Raw genomic sequence first — 17,678 nt, forward strand, 5'->3', positions numbered from 1 at the left:
TTTGAGGCGGCTTTTTCATTGTTGCTATTACAGGCCGTTAGCCGCTTTGAATTCGCGGCGGCGACGGTGCAGCACAGGCTCGGTGTAGCCGTTCGGTTGCTTGGTGCCTTCGACGACCAGTTCAACCGCCGCCTGGAAGGCGATGTTGCTGTCGAAGTTCGGCGCCAGCGGACGGTACAGCGGGTCGTTGGCGTTCTGACGGTCAACCACCGGCGCCATGCGCTTGAGGGTTTCCATTACTTGCTCAAGGCTGACCACGCCGTGGCGCAGCCAGTTGGCGATGTGCTGGCTGGAGATGCGCAGGGTTGCACGGTCTTCCATCAGGCCAACGTCGTTGATGTCTGGCACCTTGGAGCAGCCGACGCCTTGGTCGATCCAGCGCACCACGTAACCGAGGATGCCCTGGGCGTTGTTGTCCAGTTCGTTCTGCACGTCTTCGGCGGACCAGTTGGTATTCGGTGCCAGCGGAATGGTCAGAATGTCGTCCAGCGAGGCGCGTTCGCGCTTGGCCAGCTCGGCCTGACGGGCGAACACGTCAACCTGGTGGTAGTGCATGGCGTGCAGAGCAGCGGCGGTTGGCGATGGAACCCAGGCGGTGTTGGCGCCGGCCATTGGGTGAGCAACCTTCTGCTCAACCATGGCGGCCATCAGGTCGGGCATGGCCCACATGCCTTTACCGATCTGGGCGCGACCTTGCAGGCCAGCAGCCAGGCCGATGTCGACGTTCCAGTTTTCGTAGGCGCTGATCCACTTCTCGGATTTCATGGCCGCTTTGCGCACCATGGCGCCTGCTTCCATGGAGGTGTGCAGCTCGTCACCGGTGCGGTCGAGGAAGCCGGTGTTGATGAACACAACGCGCTCGCTGGCGGCCTGGATGCAGGCTTTCAGGTTCACGGTGGTGCGCCGCTCTTCGTCCATGATGCCGACTTTGAGGGTGTTGCGGGTCATGCCCAGCACGTCTTCAATGCGGCCGAACAGCTCGTTGGTGAACGCCGCTTCTTCCGGGCCGTGCATCTTCGGCTTAACGATGTACATCGAGCCGGTGCGGCTGTTCTTGCGGCTGCTGTTGCCTTTCAAGTCATGCAGGGCGATCAGGCTGGTAACCAGGCCGTCCATGATGCCTTCCGGCACTTCAAAGCCGTCTTTGTCGACGATGGCGTCGATGGTCATCAGGTGACCCACGTTACGCACGAACAGCAGCGAGCGGCCGTGTAGGGTCAGGGCGCTGCCATCCACGGCGGTGTAGGCGCGGTCCGGGTTCATGGTACGGGTGAAGGTACTGCCGCCCTTGGCGACTTCTTCCGCCAGGTCGCCCTTCATCAGGCCGAGCCAGTTCTTGTAGATCACCACTTTGTCGTCGGCATCGACGGCAGCAACGGAGTCTTCGCAGTCCATGATGGTGGTCAGCGCGGCTTCCATCAGCACGTCTTTGACGCCGGCAGCGTCGGTCTGGCCGACTGGGGTGCTGGCATCGATCTGGATTTCGAAGTGCAGGCCGTTGTGCTTGAGCAGTACGGCGGTCGGTGCTGCTGCGTCACCTTGGAAGCCGATCAGTTGAGCATCGTCTTGCAGGCCAGTGTTGCTGCCGCCTTTGAGGCTGATGATCAGCTTGCCGGCTTCGACACGGTACGCGGTGGAGTCAACGTGGGAGCCAGCAGCCAGCGGTGCGGCTTGGTCGAGGAACGCGCGAGCGTAAGCGATGACTTTGTCGCCACGGACCTTGTTGTAGCCACGGCCTTTCTCGGCGCCGCCTTCTTCGCTGATCACGTCGGTGCCGTACAAGGCATCGTACAGCGAGCCCCAACGGGCATTGGAAGCGTTCAGAGCGAAGCGCGCATTCATCACCGGCACTACCAGTTGCGGGCCGGCCATGGTGGCGATTTCGGCGTCGACGTTGGTGGTGGTGATTTTGAAGTCAGCCGGCTCTGGCAGCAGGTAGCCGATTTCTTGCAGGAAGGCTTTGTAGGCGGCTGCGTCATGGGCCTGACCGGCGCGGGCTTGGTGCCAGCCGTCGATTTGTGCCTGGATGGCGTCTCGCTTGGCCAGCAGAGCGCGGTTTTTCGGGGCCAGATCGTTGATCACGGCTTCGGCGCCGGACCAGAACTGGTCGGCAGCAATGCCGGTACCCGGAATGGCTTCGTTGTTTACGAAGTCGAACAGGACTTTGGCGACCTGCAGGCCACCGACTTGTACGCGCTCAGTCATTGCTTGCCTCTCTCTATCAAAATCAACGCTGGAGAGCCTGTTTATAAGGCTTTTGACGGCCGCCAAGCAGGCTCTAAACCAAGGCCGGGCGGCCATGTAGTTCGAGGCGGCGGATACTACATGATGCCGGAGAAAAAATCAGCGGGCGCGCGTCGCTTCGCGACTATTGCGCGTGTACTGGTCACAAATGGCCGCCTGGCTATACTCGCCTGAAATTCTGCCGGGAGTCACTCATGTCTGTAACTGCGGTTGGTGTTGCTGATCTCGATGCACTGGTGCCGCTGTTTGCCGGCTATCTGCAGTTCTACCAAGTGCCACGGCCGGCCGGGGAGATTCATGCCTTTCTATATGAGCGCCTGCAGCGCGGCGATGCTCAGCTGTTTATCGCCCGCGATGAACAGGGTATGGCCCAAGGCTTTACTCAGCTCTACCCACTGCAGTCATCCCTGGCGTTGGCGCCGTCCTGGTTGCTCAGTGATTTGTTTGTACTGCCCAGTGCTCGCCGTCAGGGCGTCGGCGAGGCGTTGATGAATGCCGCTCGCGCCTATGCCGAGGCGAGCGGTGCGTGCGGCCTGCAACTAGAAACGGCGAAGACCAATCTGGCCGGCCAGGCCTTGTACGAGCGCCTGGGCTATGTGCGCGACGAGCTGTACCTGACGTATTGGCTAAGCTTGGCGAATACATGAGGGGCCCGAATTGATAAGGAGATGTCTGTGAATCATCTGGTCTTGACGGTAATTGCCCCCGATCAGCCGGGGCTGGTGGAAAAGGTCGCGCAGTGCATCGCCGCCCATGGTGGCAATTGGCTGGAAAGTCGCATGTCGCGCATGGACGGCCAGTTCGCTGGGATTCTGCGCGTTGGGGTACCGGCCGAGGCCTACGATGAGCTGGTCGAAGCCCTGCACGCCTTGAGTGCGCAGAACATTCGCGTGCTGCTGGCGGAAAGTGGCATTCAGCCGTCCTGCACTTGGAAGCCGATTTTGCTCGATCTGGTCGGCAACGACCGGCCGGGGATCGTGCGTGACATCACCCGTTTACTGGCTGAACTGGGTGTCAATCTGGAAAGCCTGGCGACTTCAGTGGCGCCGGCACCGATGAGCAGCGAGCCGCTGTTCCATGCTGAGGCCGTGCTGGCGGTGCCGCTGAGCCTGAGCCTGGAGGTGTTGCAGAGCAGACTGGAAACCCTGGCCGATGATTTGATGGTGGAGCTGCGCCTGCGCACTGAGGCTTGAACGCTGTCCCTGCTGGCGAGCGCCGCTCAGCGCTGGCGGCGCAGGGTGAGCCAGGCATCCAGGCTGTAGACCAGCAGGCCGGCCCAGATCAGGGCGAACGTCAGCAGTTTGCTCGGCTCGAAGTGCTCATCAAACAGCAACACCGCCTGCAGTGCCACCAGAGTCGGGGCGATGTACTGCAAAAAACCCAGGGTGGTGTAAGGCAGGTGGCGCGCAGCAGCGTTGAAGCACAGCAGTGGCAGCAAGGTGATGGGCCCCGCCGCCATCAGCCACAACGCCTGGGAGCTGCTCCAGAAGGCTGGTTGCAGGCTGCCGGCCTGCGGATTGAGCAGTAGCCAGATCAGCGCGACAGGCAGCAGCAACCAGGTTTCCACCACCAGCCCAGGTAGGGCGGCCACCGGCGCCTGTTTGCGGATCAAACCATAAAAAGCAAAACTACCGGCCAGCGCCAGGGACAGCCAGGGCAGGCTACCCACCTGCCAGAGTTGTTGCAGCACGCCCAGTGCTGCCAGGCCAACGGCCAGCCATTGCAGGCGGCGCAGGCGTTCGCCGAGCAGCAGCATGCCCAATAGCACGTTGAGCAGGGGGTTGATGTAGTAGCCCAGGCTGGCTTCGAGCATGCGTCCGTTATTTACTGCCCATACATACAGCAGCCAGTTCGCGGCAATCAGCAAGCCACTGCAACTCAGTACCGCCAGGCGCCGCGGATTGGCGCAAAGGTCGCGCCACCAGTTAGGGTGCTTCCAAACCAGCAACAGCAAAGCACCGCCGAGGGCAGACCAGATGATCCGGTGGGCGATGATCTCCCGTGCCGGTACTTCGGCAATGGCCTTGAAATACAGCGGGAACAGGCCCCAGACAATATAAGCGCTGAGGCCCAGCAGATAGCCGCGGCGCGGGTTGACGGTGTTCATGGATGTCCTGGCAAGCGTGGGCAAGCTGCGGTGCAGTGTACTGTCGGGATGCCTTGCTTGTCCGCTTGCTCAGGTTTTTTCGGTTTAAAATAGCCGCAGCGGCTCTTCATCCAGCGCCGACAGTTGCTCGCGCAGGATCAATATCTGCTCACCCCAATAGCGCTCGCTGCCGAACCACGGGAAGCTCATGGGGAACGCCGGGTCGTCCCAGCGCCGCGCTAGCCAGGCGCTGTAGTGCATCAGGCGCAGGCTGCGCAGGCCTTCGATCAGGGCCAGTTCACGCGGGTGGAAGTCGTGGAACTCCTGATAGCCCTCCATTAGCTCGGCCAGTTGCGACAGGCGCTCGTGGCGCTCGCCGCCGCCGAGCATCATCCACAAATCCTGCACTGCCGGGCCCATGCGGCAGTCGTCGAGGTCAACCATGTGGAAGCTGTCGTCGCGGCACAGCAGGTTGCCCGGATGGCAGTCACCGTGAATACGGATGGCTTGATAGGGTGTGGCAGCAAACAGGTCGTGCAGGCGCTTGAGCAGGTCGCGGGCCACCGACTCGTAGGCTGGCAGCAAACCGCGGGGGATAAAGTTGCCTTCCAGCAGGGTGGTCAGCGAGGCGTCGCCGAAGTGGCTCACAGAGGTGATTTCGCGGTGTTCGAATGGCTTGATCGCGGCAATCGCATGCATCCGCCCGAGCAGGCCGCCGAGGCGATAGAGCTGGTCCAGATTGCCCGGCTCCGGCGCACGGCCGCCACGCCGGGGAAACAGCGCGAAACGAAAGCCGGCGTGCTCGAACAGGGTTTCGCCGTCACGCATCAGTGGTGCCACCACCGGCACTTCGTGCTCGGCCAGCTCGAGGCTGAAGCTGTGCTCCTCGCGGATCGCCGCATCGGTCCAGCGCTCGGGGCGGTAGAACTTGGCAATCAGCGGCTGTTCGTCGTCGATGCCGACCTGATAAACGCGGTTTTCGTAGCTGTTCAGGGCCAGCACGCGGGCGTCGGACAGGTAGCCAATGCTCTCGACGGCATCCAGCACCAGGTCTGGGGTCAGGGCAGCAAATGGGTGGCTCATGATCGTATCCGGGCGGCGTGGGGTCGCCAGTGTACGCTGGCGTTGGCGCAGTTGTTGGGTCTTAGTCGCCCGGTTTCGGCGTGCGCGCCAGGCAGTAAACGTCCACCCGTGCGGCGCCGGCCTTGCGCAGCAGACGGGCGATGCTCTCGGCGGTGGCGCCGGTGGTGAGTACGTCGTCGACCACGGCCAGATGCAGGCCTTTGACCTGACCCTCTGCTGCCAGCTCAAAGGCCTGGCGCAGATTGCGTCGGCGCTGGGCGGCACTCAGTTGTTGCTGGGCAGGCGTGTCCTGGCGGCGTTGCAGTAAGTGCTCGCTCAGCGTGAGCTGCAGGCTTTGGCTGAGCCAGCGCGCCAACATGCCGGCCTGGTTGAAGCCGCGCTGGCGCAGGCGTCGGCTGGACAGCGGCACCGGCAGCAACAGATCCGGCCTGGTCAGGCCTTCACTAAAGGCATGTTGCAGATGATGTGACAGCAACTCACCCAGCAGGCGTCCCAATGGCCATTGCGCCTGATGCTTGAAGCGGGTGATCAGGCTGTCCAATGGGAAGTCGTAGCGCCAGGCGGCCTCGACTCGCTCGAATGCTGGTGGTTTGCGCAGGCAGGCGCCGCAGATGAGTCCCGTGGTCGCCAGGGGCAGGGCGCAGATCCGGCAGTGGCTGCCGAGCCAGGGCAGTTCGGCCTCACAGGCGCTGCACAAGGCCTGTGGGCTGTCGCTAGGTTCGTCGCAAAGCAAACAGGTGTGTGCGTTTTTTAACCAGATGTAAACTGGCTTGTCGTGTGTTGGTTGACAGCGCATAAGCCTTCCCTAACTATGCCAAACATCCGTGTGGTGCTGTTTTCTACCGGGCGCTAATTACTTTAGTGCAGGCACCAACTACTAATAAGGAACATCCGATGAGCGCGTCCACTTCCGCCAACTTGCGTCACGACTGGTCTCTGGCCGAGGTCAAAGCCCTGTTTCAACAGCCGTTCAATGACCTGCTGTTCCAGGCGCAGACGGTGCACCGTGGGCACTTCAACGCCAACCGAGTGCAAGTCTCCACCCTGCTGTCGATCAAGACCGGCGCCTGCCCGGAAGACTGCAAGTACTGCCCGCAGTCCGGTCACTACAACACCGGGCTGGAAAAGGAAAAACTGCTGGAAGTGCAGAAGGTGCTGGAAGAGGCCGCCCGCGCCAAAGCCATCGGCTCGACCCGTTTCTGCATGGGCGCCGCCTGGAAGCATCCGTCCGCCAAGGACATGCCTTACGTGCTGGAGATGGTCAAAGGCGTGAAGGCCATGGGCCTGGAAACCTGCATGACCCTCGGCAAGCTCGACCAGGAACAGACCACTGCGCTGGCCCAGGCCGGTCTGGATTACTACAACCATAACCTGGACACCTCGCCGGAGTTCTACGGCAATATCATTACTACTCGCACCTACGCTGATCGTCTAGAAACCCTCAGCTACGTGCGCGATGCGGGGATGAAGATCTGCTCCGGCGGCATTCTCGGCATGGGCGAGTCCCTGGACGACCGCGCCGGTCTGCTGATCCAGTTGGCCAACCTGCCAGAGCATCCAGAGTCGGTGCCAATCAACATGCTGGTTAAAGTTGCCGGTACGCCGCTGGAGAATGCCGAGGAGGTCGATCCGTTCGACTTTATCCGCATGCTCGCCGTGGCTCGCATCCTCATGCCGCAATCCCATGTGCGCCTGTCCGCTGGTCGCGAGGCGATGAACGAGCAAATGCAGGCCCTGGCCTTCCTCGCTGGCGCTAACTCGATCTTCTACGGCGACAAGCTGCTGACCACGGCCAACCCGCAGGCCGACAAGGACATGCAGTTGTTTGCCCGTCTCGGCATCAAGCCGGAAGCCCGTGAGGAGCATGCTGACGAAGTGCATCAGGCGGCCATCGAGCAGGCCCTGATCGAGCAGCGCGATTCCAAGCTGTTCTACAACGCTGCTTCGGTCTAACGCCGATCAGTTCGTAGGGTGGATGGCGCTTTATCCATCCACCATGGACGCCGGCGTTGCGGTGGATGAAAACGGCGTCATCCACCCTACGGCTTGTGCAGCTGTGCCCCTCCCGGTTCGCGAGCACGCTCGCGCCTACGCAAAGAGTCGCTTCCCATGAGCTTCGATCTTGCCACTCGCCTTAATGAGCGCCGCAACGCCCATCTGTATCGCCAGCGTCCCCATCTGCAAAGCCCGCAGGGTCCTGAGGTCGTGGTTGAGGGTGAGCGGCTGTTGGCGTTCTGCTCCAACGACTACCTGGGCCTGGCCAATCACCCTGAGGTGATCGCGGCCATGCAGCAGGGCGCGGCCAAATGGGGTGTTGGTGGCGGCGCCTCGCACTTGGTACTTGGCCACAGCACGCCGCACCACGAGTTAGAGGAGGCGCTGGCTGAATTTACCGGGCGGCCGCGGGCGCTGCTGTTTTCTACTGGCTATATGGCCAACCTGGCGGCCGTCACCGCGCTGGTCGGCCAGGGCGACACGGTGCTGGAAGACCGCATCAACCACGCCTCTTTGCTGGATGCTGGTTTGTTGTCCGGGGCGCGCTTCTCCCGCTACCTGCACAACGATGCCGTGAGCTTGGCCAGCCGTCTGCAGAAAGCCACGGGTAACACCCTGGTGGTCACCGATGGCGTGTTCAGCATGGACGGCGATCTGGCCGACCTGCCGGCGCTGTGCGCGGCGGCAAAGCAAAAGGACGCCTGGGTGCTGGTTGATGATGCCCACGGCTTCGGTCCGCTTGGTGCTACGGGTGGCGGCATCGTCGAGCACTTCGGCTTGGGCGTCGAGGATGTGCAGGTGCTGGTCGGCACCTTGGGCAAGGCTTTCGGCACCGCCGGCGCTTTTGTCGCTGGCAGCGAAGAGTTGATTGAGACGCTGATTCAGTTCGCTCGGCCGTATATTTACACCACCAGCCAGCCGCCAGCAGTGGCCTGCGCCACCCTGAAAAGTCTGGAACTGTTGCACGCGGAAAGCTGGCGCCGCGAACACCTGAATAAGCTCATCGCGCGTTTCCGTGAGGGCGCCGCTGCGATTGGTCTGACCCTGATGGACAGCGCTACGCCGATCCAACCGATCTTGATTGGCGACAGCGCCCGTGCGTTACGGCTGTCGGCCCTGCTGCGCGCGCGCGGCCTGCTGGTCACGGCGATTCGTCCGCCCACCGTGCCCGCTGGCAGTGCCCGCTTGCGTGTCACCCTCAGTGCCGCTCACAGCGAGGCGCAGCTGGAACTACTGTTACACGCCTTGGCCGAGTGCTGGCCGTTGCTGGGTGAGAGTGAAGATGCGTAATCGACTGGTTTTGTTGCCTGGCTGGGGGCTCGGCAGTGCGCCGCTGGAGCCGCTGGCGGCAGCGTTGCAGGGGCTGGATGAGCGGCTGCGAGTGCAGATTGAAGCGTTGCCGGCGCCAGGTTCGGCCGACCTCGATGAGTGGCTGGACGAGCTGGACAGCGCGTTGCCGGAGGATGTCTGGCTGGGCGGTTGGTCCCTCGGCGGCATGCTTGCGGCCGAGTTGGCTGCACGGCGTGGCGAGCGTTGCTGTGGGTTGCTGACGATGGCCAGCAATGCCTGTTTTGTGGCTCGTGAGGACTGGTCCCAGGCCATGCTGGCCGACACCTTTGCTGCGTTTCAGGCGGCGTGCGCGGCCACTCCGGCCGTATGCCTGAAACGCTTCAGTATGCTCTGTGCTCAGGGTGCTGAAGATGCCCGCGGCATGGCGCGATTGTTGGCGTCCGCCGCGCCCGTGGTGGCACCCGAGGCGCTGCTGCAGGGCTTGGCGTTGCTGGCGGCCATGGATACCCGTGCGGCGCTGCAAGAGTTCGCCGGCCCGCAGCTGCACCTGTTCGGTGCTGACGATGGGCTGGTACCGTCCGAGGCCGCGGGCGCCTTGTTGGCGCTGTTGCCGGATGTGGAGGTGGGCCTGATTGAGCAGGTCGGTCACGCCTTCGTGGTTGAGCGCCCCCATGAAGTGGCGGCCGCTATTCAAGCTTTTCTGCATGAGGTCGAGGATGACTGATCTGGCCCAAGTGCCGTTGCCGGGCGTGCCGGACAAGCGTCAGGTGGCGGCTTCGTTTTCCCGTGCTGCTGCCAGTTACGACAGCGTGGCGGCACTGCAGCGTACGGTTGCCGACACCTTGCTGGCGCAGTTGCCCGCCGATTTGCGCCCGCGGCGCTGGCTGGATCTGGGCTGTGGTACCGGCTATTGCACCCGTGCCCTGGCCAAGCGCTACGGTGCAGGACAAGGGCTGGCTGTTGACTTGGCCGAAGGCATGCTGCGCCACGCCCGGCCCCTTGGGGGCGCCGCACACTTTATTGCGGGCGATGCCGAGCGTTTGCCGCTGGCGACAGATAGCTGCGATTTGCTGGTCTCCAGCCTGGCGTTGCAGTGGTGTGGCGACTTTGCCAGGGTTCTTGCTGAAGCGCGCCGAGTGCTGCGTCCAGCGGGCGTGCTGGCGTTCAGTAGCCTGTGTGTTGGCACCCTGCACGAGCTGCAGGCCAGCTGGCAGGCGGTGGATGGCCATGTGCACGTCAATCGCTTTCGCGCCTTGAGCACCTATCAGCACCTTTGCGCAGGCAGCGGCATGCGCGTGCGAGCGTTGCAGATGCAGCCGCAGGTGCTGCATTACCCGGATGTGCGCAGCTTGACGGGCGAGTTGAAGGCCTTGGGTGCCCATAATCTTAATCCCGGACGCCTCGGCGGCCTGACCGGGCGTGAGCGTATTCGCGCCTTGCTCGCGGCCTATGAGGGTTTTCGCCAACCCCAAGGGCTGCCGGCCACCTATCAAGTGGTATATGCCGTGCTGCAAAAGGAATTCTGAGATGAGTGCTGCGTTCTTCGTCACCGGTACCGATACCGATGTGGGTAAAACCACCATCGCCGCCGGCCTGTTGCGCGCGGCGCGGCTGGCGGGCTTGAGCACTGCGGCAGTCAAGCCGGTGGCCTCCGGGTGCGAAGCCGGCGCGGACGGCCTGCGCAACAGTGATGCGCTGGCGCTGCTGGCCGAGTGCTCGCTGCCGTTGAGTTATGCCGAGGTCAATCCATTTGCTTTTGCCCCGGCCATTGCTCCGCACCTTGCGGCCCGTGAGGCGGGGGTGGAGCTTAAGGTAGATGCCCTGGCCGCCGCCGTGCAGGCAGTGCTTGCGCAGCAGGCGGACTTTACCTTGGTCGAGGGTGCCGGCGGTTGGCGGGTACCGTTGGACGAGCAGGCGACGCTGGCCGATCTGCCAGTCGCCCTCGATTTACCGGTGATCCTGGTGGTGGGTGTGCGCCTGGGCTGTATCAACCATGCGTTGCTGACGGCCGAGGCCATTGCCCGCGATGGTTTGCGCCTCGCGGGCTGGGTGGCTAATGTGCTCGATCCGCAGACCTCGCGTCTGGATGACAACCTGCGCACCTTGACTGAGCGACTGGCGGCGCCCTGCTTGGGTCGGGTGCCGCGACTGGACCAGGCCGGCGCTGCGGCGGTGGCTCGGCACCTGGATATCAGTCTTTTGGGGTTGGCGCCTGCAAGCGTTGGGCTATAAGCGATTGCGGCGTGATTGCCTTTTGTTTGTATATTTATTGAACAAACTCGGCTTCAATGAAATGAAGATTGAGCAGGTTGGAGTTGAGTGATGGAGATTTCAGGCAGCAGTGCCTTCAGTTCGGGCTTGAGCAGCATCCAGAACGGCCAGCGCCGGGTGGATCAGGCTGCGGCACAGATTGCCGGTGCCGGGCTGCCCCAGGCTGCGCCGGCGGTGGAGCCGAGCACGCCTTCCGTCAGCGAGGCGCGGCCGGTAGATCTGGCTAGCAGCTTGGTGGATTTGCAGGTGGGCAAAGTTGAAGTTCAGGCCGGCACCCGTGTGCTTGAAACCGCCGACGCGGTGCTTGGCACCATGCTCGATACCCGCGCCTAGACGGCTTAACGGCCTCCCGCACAGGCGGGGAGGGGCCAGATGAATATTAATTCGCAGGCTTCCCAGGCGTTGGCTGTGTCGCCAGCGCAGGTTGTGCGTTCGCCTGTCACCTCCGCAAACTCAAGTAAGTCTTCGTCATCTGCCGGTTCAGAGCGTGACGCTAAGCCCGCGGTTGATGCAGCGTCAGGAAATGCCGCCGCTTCCCCTCAGCAACAAGCCCTGCAGCAACAGCAAATTTCCGAATTGGCCAGCCGTGATCGCGAAGTGCGCAGTCACGAACAGGCTCATGCTGCCGTGGGCGGCAGCTATGCTGGCGCGCCAACCTACAGTTTCAAACGCGGTCCTGATGGTCAGACCTACGCGGTGAGTGGCGAGGTCAGTATCGACGTCTCTCCTATTCCCAATGATCCCGCTGCCACCTTGCGCAAAATGGAGCTGGTGCAGCAAGCCGCGCTCGCGCCGGCTGAGCCATCTGCCCAGGATTTGCGCGTAGCGGCGCAGGCGCAAGTGCTGGCTGCGCAGGCCCGCAGCGAGTTGGCCGCGCTACAGCGTGAGGAGGTTGCCGCCGCGGCGGCAGAGCGCAAGGCTGAGTCTTTGGCGCGTAAGGAGCAGGAGCAAGCCGAACAAGATCAACAGGCGGAGCCTGAAGTGGAGCAGCAGAATTTCGACTTAACGCCTAATCTGCAGTTATACCGGCGCTTGAGCCAGCTGCAGGAGCCGGCAGCGATGGTTGATCTGATCGCCTGATTTACGCATCTGCAGATGCTTGACAAGGCTAGGGCGTAAACGTATGTTTCAAACGCCTGTTTGATTGCTGGCCCGCATCAATTGCTGGGCGGCTGGGAGTGATCCCGCAAGCGACTGGTAAACCGGTCACCCTTACTAGGAATTTACAGCAGAGGTTATTCGCTATGCCTGACTACAAGGCCCCCTTGCGTGATATTCGCTTCGTTCGTGACGAGCTGCTCGGCTACGAAGCGCATTATCAAAGCCTGCCGGCTTGCCAGGACGCTACCCCGGACATGGTCAACGCCATCCTCGAGGAAGGCGCCAAGTTTTGTGAGCAGGTACTGGCTCCGCTGAACCGCACCGGTGACATCGAAGGTTGCACCTGGAGCGAGTCCGGCGTTAAGACCCCGACTGGCTTTAAAGAAGCCTACCAGCAGTACGTTGAAGGTGGCTGGCCGAGCCTGTCCCACGACGTTGATCACGGCGGCCAAGGCCTGCCGGAGTCCCTCGGTCTGGTGCTGAGCGAGCTGGTTGGCGAATCCAACTGGTCGTGGGGCATGTACCCAGGTCTGTCCCATGGCGCGATGAATACCCTCGCCGAGCATGGTACTGACGACCAGAAGCACACCTACCTGACCAAGCTGGTTTCCGGTGAGTGGACCGGCACCATGTGCCTGACCGAGCCGCACTGCGGCACCGACCTGGGCATGCTGCGCACCAAGGCCGAGCCTCAGGCTGATGGTTCGTACAAAGTGTCCGGCACCAAAATCTTCATCTCCGCTGGCGAACACGACATGGCCGATAACATCGTCCACATCGTACTGGCTCGCCTGCCGGACGCCCCGCAGGGCACCAAAGGTATTTCGCTGTTCATCGTGCCGAAGTTCAATGTGAACGCAGACGGTTCGGTTGGTTCGCGCAACGCCGTTTCCTGCGGCTCGCTCGAACACAAGATGGGCATCCACGGTAACGCTACCTGCGTGATGAACTTTGATGGCGCCACCGGTTTCCTGATCGGCCCAGCCAACAAAGGCCTGAACTGCATGTTCACCTTCATGAACACTGCCCGTCTGGGTACTGCTCTGCAGGGTCTGGCTCACGCCGAAATCGGCTTCCAAGGCGGCCTGAAGTACGCTCGTGAGCGTCTACAGATGCGCTCCCTGACTGGCCCGAAAGCGCCGGACAAAGCGGCTGACCCGATCATCGTCCACCCGGACGTGCGTCGTATGCTGCTGACCATGAAAGCCTTCGCCGAAGGCAACCGTGCGATGGTGTACTTCACTGCCAAGCAGGTCGACATCGTCAAGTACAGCGAGAACGAAGAAGACAAGAAAGCCGCCGATGGTCTGCTGGCTTTCCTGACTCCGATCGCCAAAGCGTTCATGACTGAAGTGGGCTTCGAAGCGGCTAACCACGGCGTGCAGATCTATGGCGGCCACGGCTTCATCGCCGAGTGGGGCATGGAGCAGAACGTTCGCGACAGCCGTATTTCCATGCTGTACGAAGGTACCACCGGTATCCAGGCGCTGGACCTGCTGGGTCGCAAGATCCTGATGACTCAAGGCGGAGCGCTGAAGGGCTTCACCAAGATCATCCACAAGTTCTGCCAGACCAACGAAGCCAACGATGCCGTCAAGGAGTTCGTTGCGCCGCTGGCTGAGCTGAACAAAGAGTGGGGCGACATCACCATGAAAGTGGGTATGGCCGCGATGAAAGACCGTGAAGAAGTCGGTGCCGCTTCGGTGGACTACCTGATGTACTCTGGTTACGCCTGCCTGGCTTACTTCTGGGCTGACATGGCGCGTCTGGCTGCTGAGAAATTGGCTGCCGGTACCGACGAAGAGGCCTTCTACAAGGCCAAGCTGCAGACTGCGCGTTTCTACTTCCAGCGCATCCTGCCGCGTACCCGTGGCCTGGTTGTGACCATGCTGTCGGGCGCCAACAACTTGATGGACATGGCTGAAGAAGACTTCGCCCTGGGCTACTAAGTTGTAAGCCTGCCTTCGGGCGCAAAAAGCCGCGCACCTTCGGGTCCGCGGCTTTTTTGTGCGCGTTACAGTGGTCTGCGGCCATGCTCGCTTCAGCGTTAGTGCGTAGGTGTCGCCTGCCAAATGAGCGCTAATGGCCGTTTTGCGCACTGATCAGGTGTCGAAAAGATGCCAAGCAGGCAGAATGCTGGCCATTGCTGTCGTTTGTTTGCTGCTATCTGGAGTTTGTTTTGTCGCGCTTTTCTGCCCTGCGCTTCGGTCATTTCCTACCTTCCCTGCTGTTGCTCGGCGCAGGGCTGTTGGCGGCGAGTCTGGTTTCCCTGAGCGAGTTCTTTGTCTCGCTGTTCAATGTCCTGCCGACCCTGCTGCTGCTACTGGGTGGCACCTTCTGTATGGTCTATAGCCGTCAGCGCGAGCTGTTTTTGTTGCTCACGGTGTACCTCGGCTATTTTCTGCTGGATACGCAAACCGACTACTTTCGCGCCACCGGCCGGGTGCGCGAGGACGGCGCGCTGATTTTTCATCTCTGCTGTCTGCTGTTGCCGCTGTTGTATGGCTTGTATGCCGCATGGCAGGAGCGTACCCAGTTGGCGCAGGATCTGATTGCCCGCGCGGCGGTATTGCTGGCTGTGGTTGGCGTGGCTGTGGCGCTGCAGCAGCGCTTTCCGGCGGCGCTGCTGGCCTGGCTGGCGGAGATCCGTTGGCCGGCGTTGCATGCGCCCTGGATGAGTATGATCCAGTTTGTTTATCCCCTGTTCCTGCTCGCATTTGTCGGCTTGCTGGTGCAGTACCTGCGCCAGCCTCGCCCGTTGCATGCGGCGCAACTGGTCGGCTTGCTGGGATTGTTATGGATGCTGCCGCGGGTGTTTATTCAGCCGCAGGCGCTTAACATCATGAGCAGCCAAGTCATGCTGATGATTGCCGTGGCGGTGGCCCATGAAGCCTACCAAATGGCCTTTCGCGACGAGCTGACCGGCTTGCCTGGGCGGCGCGCCCTGAATGAACACCTGCAGCGCCTGGGTCGCCAGTACGTAATTGCGATGGCGGACGTCGACCATTTCAAACAGTTTAACGACACCCATGGCCATGATGTGGGGGATCAGGTGCTGCGCGTGGTGGCCGGTCAATTGCGCAAGATCGCGGGTGGCGGCAAGGCCTATCGCTATGGTGGTGAAGAGTTCACGCTGGTGTTTCCCGGCAAGACCATCGAGCAATGCCTGCCGCACCTGGAAGTGGTGCGCGCCGCCGTCGAGACTTACCTGCTGCAATTGCGCGAGCAGGACAAGCGCCCGCGGGATGATCAGCAGGGGCGGCAGAGGCGTGGCGCCAAGGCTGCAGGCAGTGTGTCCGTGACGATCAGCATCGGTGTGGCCCAGCGCCAGGCGGCACAGTTGACGACCGAAGCCGTGCTCAAGGCTGCTGATCAGGCGCTGTACAGTGCCAAAGGGGCTGGGCGAAATCGAGTGGTGGCCTACGGTCAGGTGCGGCGCGGCGCTGTGCGGGTGGCTGCTGTTGAGGCGTAAGAAGGGTTGCGTGACTTTTTGTGTTTTGGTGGTCACGCAGTGACCCTTTTGCTCTTTCCTGTTGTTCGCTACAATCGCCGCCTGTTTGAAATGGCTATCCCGCCAGTCTTTTTTCGTGAGGTTGCACATGGCTGACTACAAGGCGCCCCTGCGCGATATGCGCTTCGTCCTCAATGAGGTATTTGAGGTTTCCAAGCTGTGGGCACAATTGCCAGCCTTGGCTGAAGTGGTCGATGAAGAAACTGCCGCTGCCATTCTGGAAGAAGCTGGCAAGATCACCGCAGGCGTCATTGCCCCGCTCAATCGCAGTGGCGACGAAGAAGGCTGCGCCTGGACCAATGGCGTGGTTAACACCCCGGCCGGCTTCCCGGCGGCCTATAAAGCCTACGCCGAAGGTGGCTGGGTTGGCGTTGGTGGTGATCCGGTGTTCGGCGGCATGGGCATGCCCAAGGCAATCTCGGCCCAGGTCGAGGAGATGGTCAACTCGGCCAACCTGTCGTTCGGCTTGTACCCGATGCTGACCGCCGGTGCTTGCCTGTCGATCAACGCCCACGCCAGTGAAGAGCTGAAAGAGCAGTACCTGCCGAACATGTATTCCGGCGTATGGGCGGGTTCCATGTGCCTGACCGAGCCGCACGCCGGTACCGACTTGGGGATTATCCGCACCAAGGCCGAACCGCAGGCCGATGGCAGCTACAAGATTTCCGGCACCAAGATCTTTATCACCGGCGGTGAGCACGACCTGACCGAGAACATCATTCACCTGGTACTGGCCAAGCTGCCGGACGCTCCGGCTGGTCCGAAAGGTATCTCGCTGTTCCTGGTGCCCAAGGTCATGGTCAACGCCGACGGTTCCCTGGGCGAGAACAACTCGCTGTCTTGCGGCTCGATCGAGCACAAGATGGGCATCAAGGCTTCGGCCACCTGCGTGATGAACTTCGACGGCGCTACTGGCTGGATCGTCGATGCGCCGAACAAAGGCCTTGCTGCCATGTTCACCATGATGAACTACGAGCGTCTGGGCGTAGGTATCCAGGGCCTGTCCCTGGGTGAGCGCAGCTACCAGAACGCCGTGGAATACGCCCGTGACCGTATCCAGAGCCGCGCGCCGACCGGCCCGGTAGCCAAAGATAAAGCCGCTGACCCGATTATCGTGCACCCGGACGTGCGCCGCATGCTGCTGACCATGAAAGCGCTGAACGAAGGCGGTCGTGCCTTCTCCAGCTACGTGGCCATGCAATTGGATACCGCCAAGTTCAGCGAAGACGCTGCAACCCGCAAGCGTGCGGAAGAGCTGGTGGCCTTGCTGACCCCGGTAGCCAAAGCCTTCCTGACCGATATGGCGCTGGAAGCCACCGTGCACGGCCAGCAGATCTTCGGCGGCCACGGTTTCATCCGTGAGTGGGGCCAGGAGCAGCTGATTCGCGACTGCCGCATCACCCAGATCTACGAAGGCACCAACGGCATTCAGGCTCTCGACTTGGTCGGCCGCAAGGTGGTTGGCAGCGGCGGTGCGTTCTACAAGCACTTTGCCGAAGAGATCAAAGCCTTCACCGACAGCGCCGATGCGTCCCTGGCTGAGTTCGTTAACCCGCTGAAAGACGCCATCGCCAACCTGGAGCTGATGACCGCTGATCTGCTGGAACGCGCCAAGGCTAATCCGAACGAAGTCGGTGCCGCCTCGGTCGAGTACCTGCAGGTGTTCGGTTACACCGCCTACGCCTACATGTGGGCCCTGATGGCGCGCACTGCGCTGGCCAAGCAGGATCAGGATGAGTTCTATGTCAGCAAGCTGGGCACCGCGCGTTTCTTCTTCGCCCGTCTGCTGCCGCGTATCCACTCCCTGACCGCTTCGGTCAAGGCTGGTAGCGAGTCGCTGTACCTGCTTGAAGCGGCGCAGTTCTAAGTGACAAAAACCGTTAACTGCTGACTCGGGCAGTTAACGGTCAATTGGTGGTAAGCAAAAAGCCCGGCAGGCGCAAACCTGTCGGGCTTTTTTGTTTTTGCCGGTTGGCGGCGCTTTTTTGCCTGGCCGGCGGCGATGGCTCGCCGCAGTCGTCCTGATCGCAGGCGCCAGCGCCTAGATATGGATTCAGCATCTATATTGATGTGAGGTGCGCGGGTCTTCAGGTGCGT

General features: G+C 61.8%; 16 protein-coding genes. 12 read left to right on the plus strand and 4 right to left on the minus strand.

Features of this window, described 5'->3' with window-relative positions:
• Positions 1 to 27: 27 nt before the first annotated feature.
• Positions 28 to 2,205 carry a malate synthase G gene (locus tag AC56DI_RS16480; RefSeq protein WP_496347112.1) on the minus strand — a complete coding sequence of 726 codons (2,178 nt, stop codon included), beginning with the start codon at positions 2,203 to 2,205 and terminating at the stop codon, positions 28 to 30.
• Between the two features lie 233 nt (positions 2,206 to 2,438).
• On the opposite strand from AC56DI_RS16480, the gene AC56DI_RS16485 reads away from it, so the two are divergent.
• Both AC56DI_RS16485 and AC56DI_RS16490 read left to right on the plus strand, forming a co-directional pair.
• Positions 2,439 to 2,891 (plus strand): GNAT family N-acetyltransferase, encoded by a 453-nt coding sequence (locus AC56DI_RS16485; protein ID WP_496347113.1) that lies wholly within the window; start codon positions 2,439 to 2,441, stop codon positions 2,889 to 2,891.
• A 27-nt stretch (positions 2,892 to 2,918) separates the two neighbouring features.
• Positions 2,919 to 3,437 (plus strand): glycine cleavage system transcriptional repressor, encoded by a 519-nt coding sequence (locus AC56DI_RS16490; protein ID WP_496347114.1) that lies wholly within the window; start codon positions 2,919 to 2,921, stop codon positions 3,435 to 3,437.
• A gap of 26 nt (positions 3,438 to 3,463) precedes the next feature.
• Here the strand turns inward: AC56DI_RS16490 and rarD are convergent, their stop codons facing one another.
• The 3 genes from rarD to AC56DI_RS16505 all read right to left on the minus strand — a co-directional run bounded on the left by rarD (position 3,464) and on the right by AC56DI_RS16505 (position 6,209).
• Positions 3,464 to 4,351, minus strand: a complete 888-nt coding sequence (gene rarD, locus AC56DI_RS16495; protein ID WP_496347115.1) for an EamA family transporter RarD — start codon at positions 4,349 to 4,351, stop codon at positions 3,464 to 3,466.
• A gap of 84 nt (positions 4,352 to 4,435) precedes the next feature.
• Complete coding sequence (locus AC56DI_RS16500) at positions 4,436 to 5,413, minus strand: serine/threonine protein kinase (RefSeq protein WP_496347116.1); 978 nt, start codon at positions 5,411 to 5,413, stop codon at positions 4,436 to 4,438.
• 61 nt (positions 5,414 to 5,474) lie between these two features.
• Positions 5,475 to 6,209 (minus strand): ComFC family protein, encoded by a 735-nt coding sequence (locus tag AC56DI_RS16505; RefSeq protein ID WP_496347117.1) that lies wholly within the window; start codon positions 6,207 to 6,209, stop codon positions 5,475 to 5,477.
• A gap of 98 nt (positions 6,210 to 6,307) precedes the next feature.
• Here AC56DI_RS16505 and bioB point away from each other — a divergent pair, with 98 nt between their 5' ends.
• The 10 genes from bioB to AC56DI_RS16555 all read left to right on the plus strand — a co-directional run bounded on the left by bioB (position 6,308) and on the right by AC56DI_RS16555 (position 17,448).
• Positions 6,308 to 7,366, plus strand: a complete 1,059-nt coding sequence (gene bioB, locus AC56DI_RS16510; protein WP_496347118.1) for a biotin synthase BioB — start codon at positions 6,308 to 6,310, stop codon at positions 7,364 to 7,366.
• Positions 7,367 to 7,522: 156 nt separating this feature from the next.
• The gene (gene bioF, locus AC56DI_RS16515; RefSeq protein WP_496347119.1) at positions 7,523 to 8,698 is read left to right on the plus strand and encodes an 8-amino-7-oxononanoate synthase; all 1,176 of its coding nucleotides are present in this window, start codon (positions 7,523 to 7,525) and stop codon (positions 8,696 to 8,698) included.
• Positions 8,691 to 9,422 (plus strand): alpha/beta fold hydrolase, encoded by a 732-nt coding sequence (locus AC56DI_RS16520; protein ID WP_496347120.1) that lies wholly within the window; start codon positions 8,691 to 8,693, stop codon positions 9,420 to 9,422. The genes bioF and AC56DI_RS16520 overlap by 8 nt, the downstream gene beginning before the upstream one ends.
• Positions 9,415 to 10,224, plus strand: a complete 810-nt coding sequence (gene bioC / locus AC56DI_RS16525; protein ID WP_496347121.1) for a malonyl-ACP O-methyltransferase BioC — start codon at positions 9,415 to 9,417, stop codon at positions 10,222 to 10,224. The genes AC56DI_RS16520 and bioC overlap by 8 nt, the downstream gene beginning before the upstream one ends.
• A gap of 1 nt (position 10,225) precedes the next feature.
• A complete protein-coding gene (gene bioD, locus AC56DI_RS16530; protein WP_496347122.1) occupies positions 10,226 to 10,930 on the plus strand; it encodes a dethiobiotin synthase in 705 nt (234 codons plus the stop codon).
• A 90-nt stretch (positions 10,931 to 11,020) separates the two neighbouring features.
• The gene (locus AC56DI_RS16535) at positions 11,021 to 11,302 is read left to right on the plus strand and encodes a hypothetical protein (protein ID WP_496347123.1); all 282 of its coding nucleotides are present in this window, start codon (positions 11,021 to 11,023) and stop codon (positions 11,300 to 11,302) included.
• Positions 11,303 to 11,341: 39 nt separating this feature from the next.
• Complete coding sequence (locus AC56DI_RS16540; RefSeq protein WP_496347124.1) at positions 11,342 to 12,049, plus strand: putative metalloprotease CJM1_0395 family protein; 708 nt, start codon at positions 11,342 to 11,344, stop codon at positions 12,047 to 12,049.
• A gap of 164 nt (positions 12,050 to 12,213) precedes the next feature.
• Entirely contained in the window at positions 12,214 to 14,019 is a 1,806-nt protein-coding gene (locus AC56DI_RS16545) for a phenylacyl-CoA dehydrogenase (RefSeq protein WP_496347125.1), read from the plus strand.
• A 230-nt stretch (positions 14,020 to 14,249) separates the two neighbouring features.
• Positions 14,250 to 15,542 carry a GGDEF domain-containing protein gene (locus AC56DI_RS16550; protein ID WP_496347126.1) on the plus strand — a complete coding sequence of 431 codons (1,293 nt, stop codon included), beginning with the start codon at positions 14,250 to 14,252 and terminating at the stop codon, positions 15,540 to 15,542.
• 127 nt (positions 15,543 to 15,669) lie between these two features.
• Entirely contained in the window at positions 15,670 to 17,448 is a 1,779-nt protein-coding gene (locus AC56DI_RS16555; protein ID WP_496347127.1) for an acyl-CoA dehydrogenase C-terminal domain-containing protein, read from the plus strand.
• Positions 17,449 to 17,678 lie beyond the last annotated feature (230 nt).

It is taken from the genome of Pseudomonas sp. BGA-UO-ETr-WB11 (assembly GCF_059567785.1).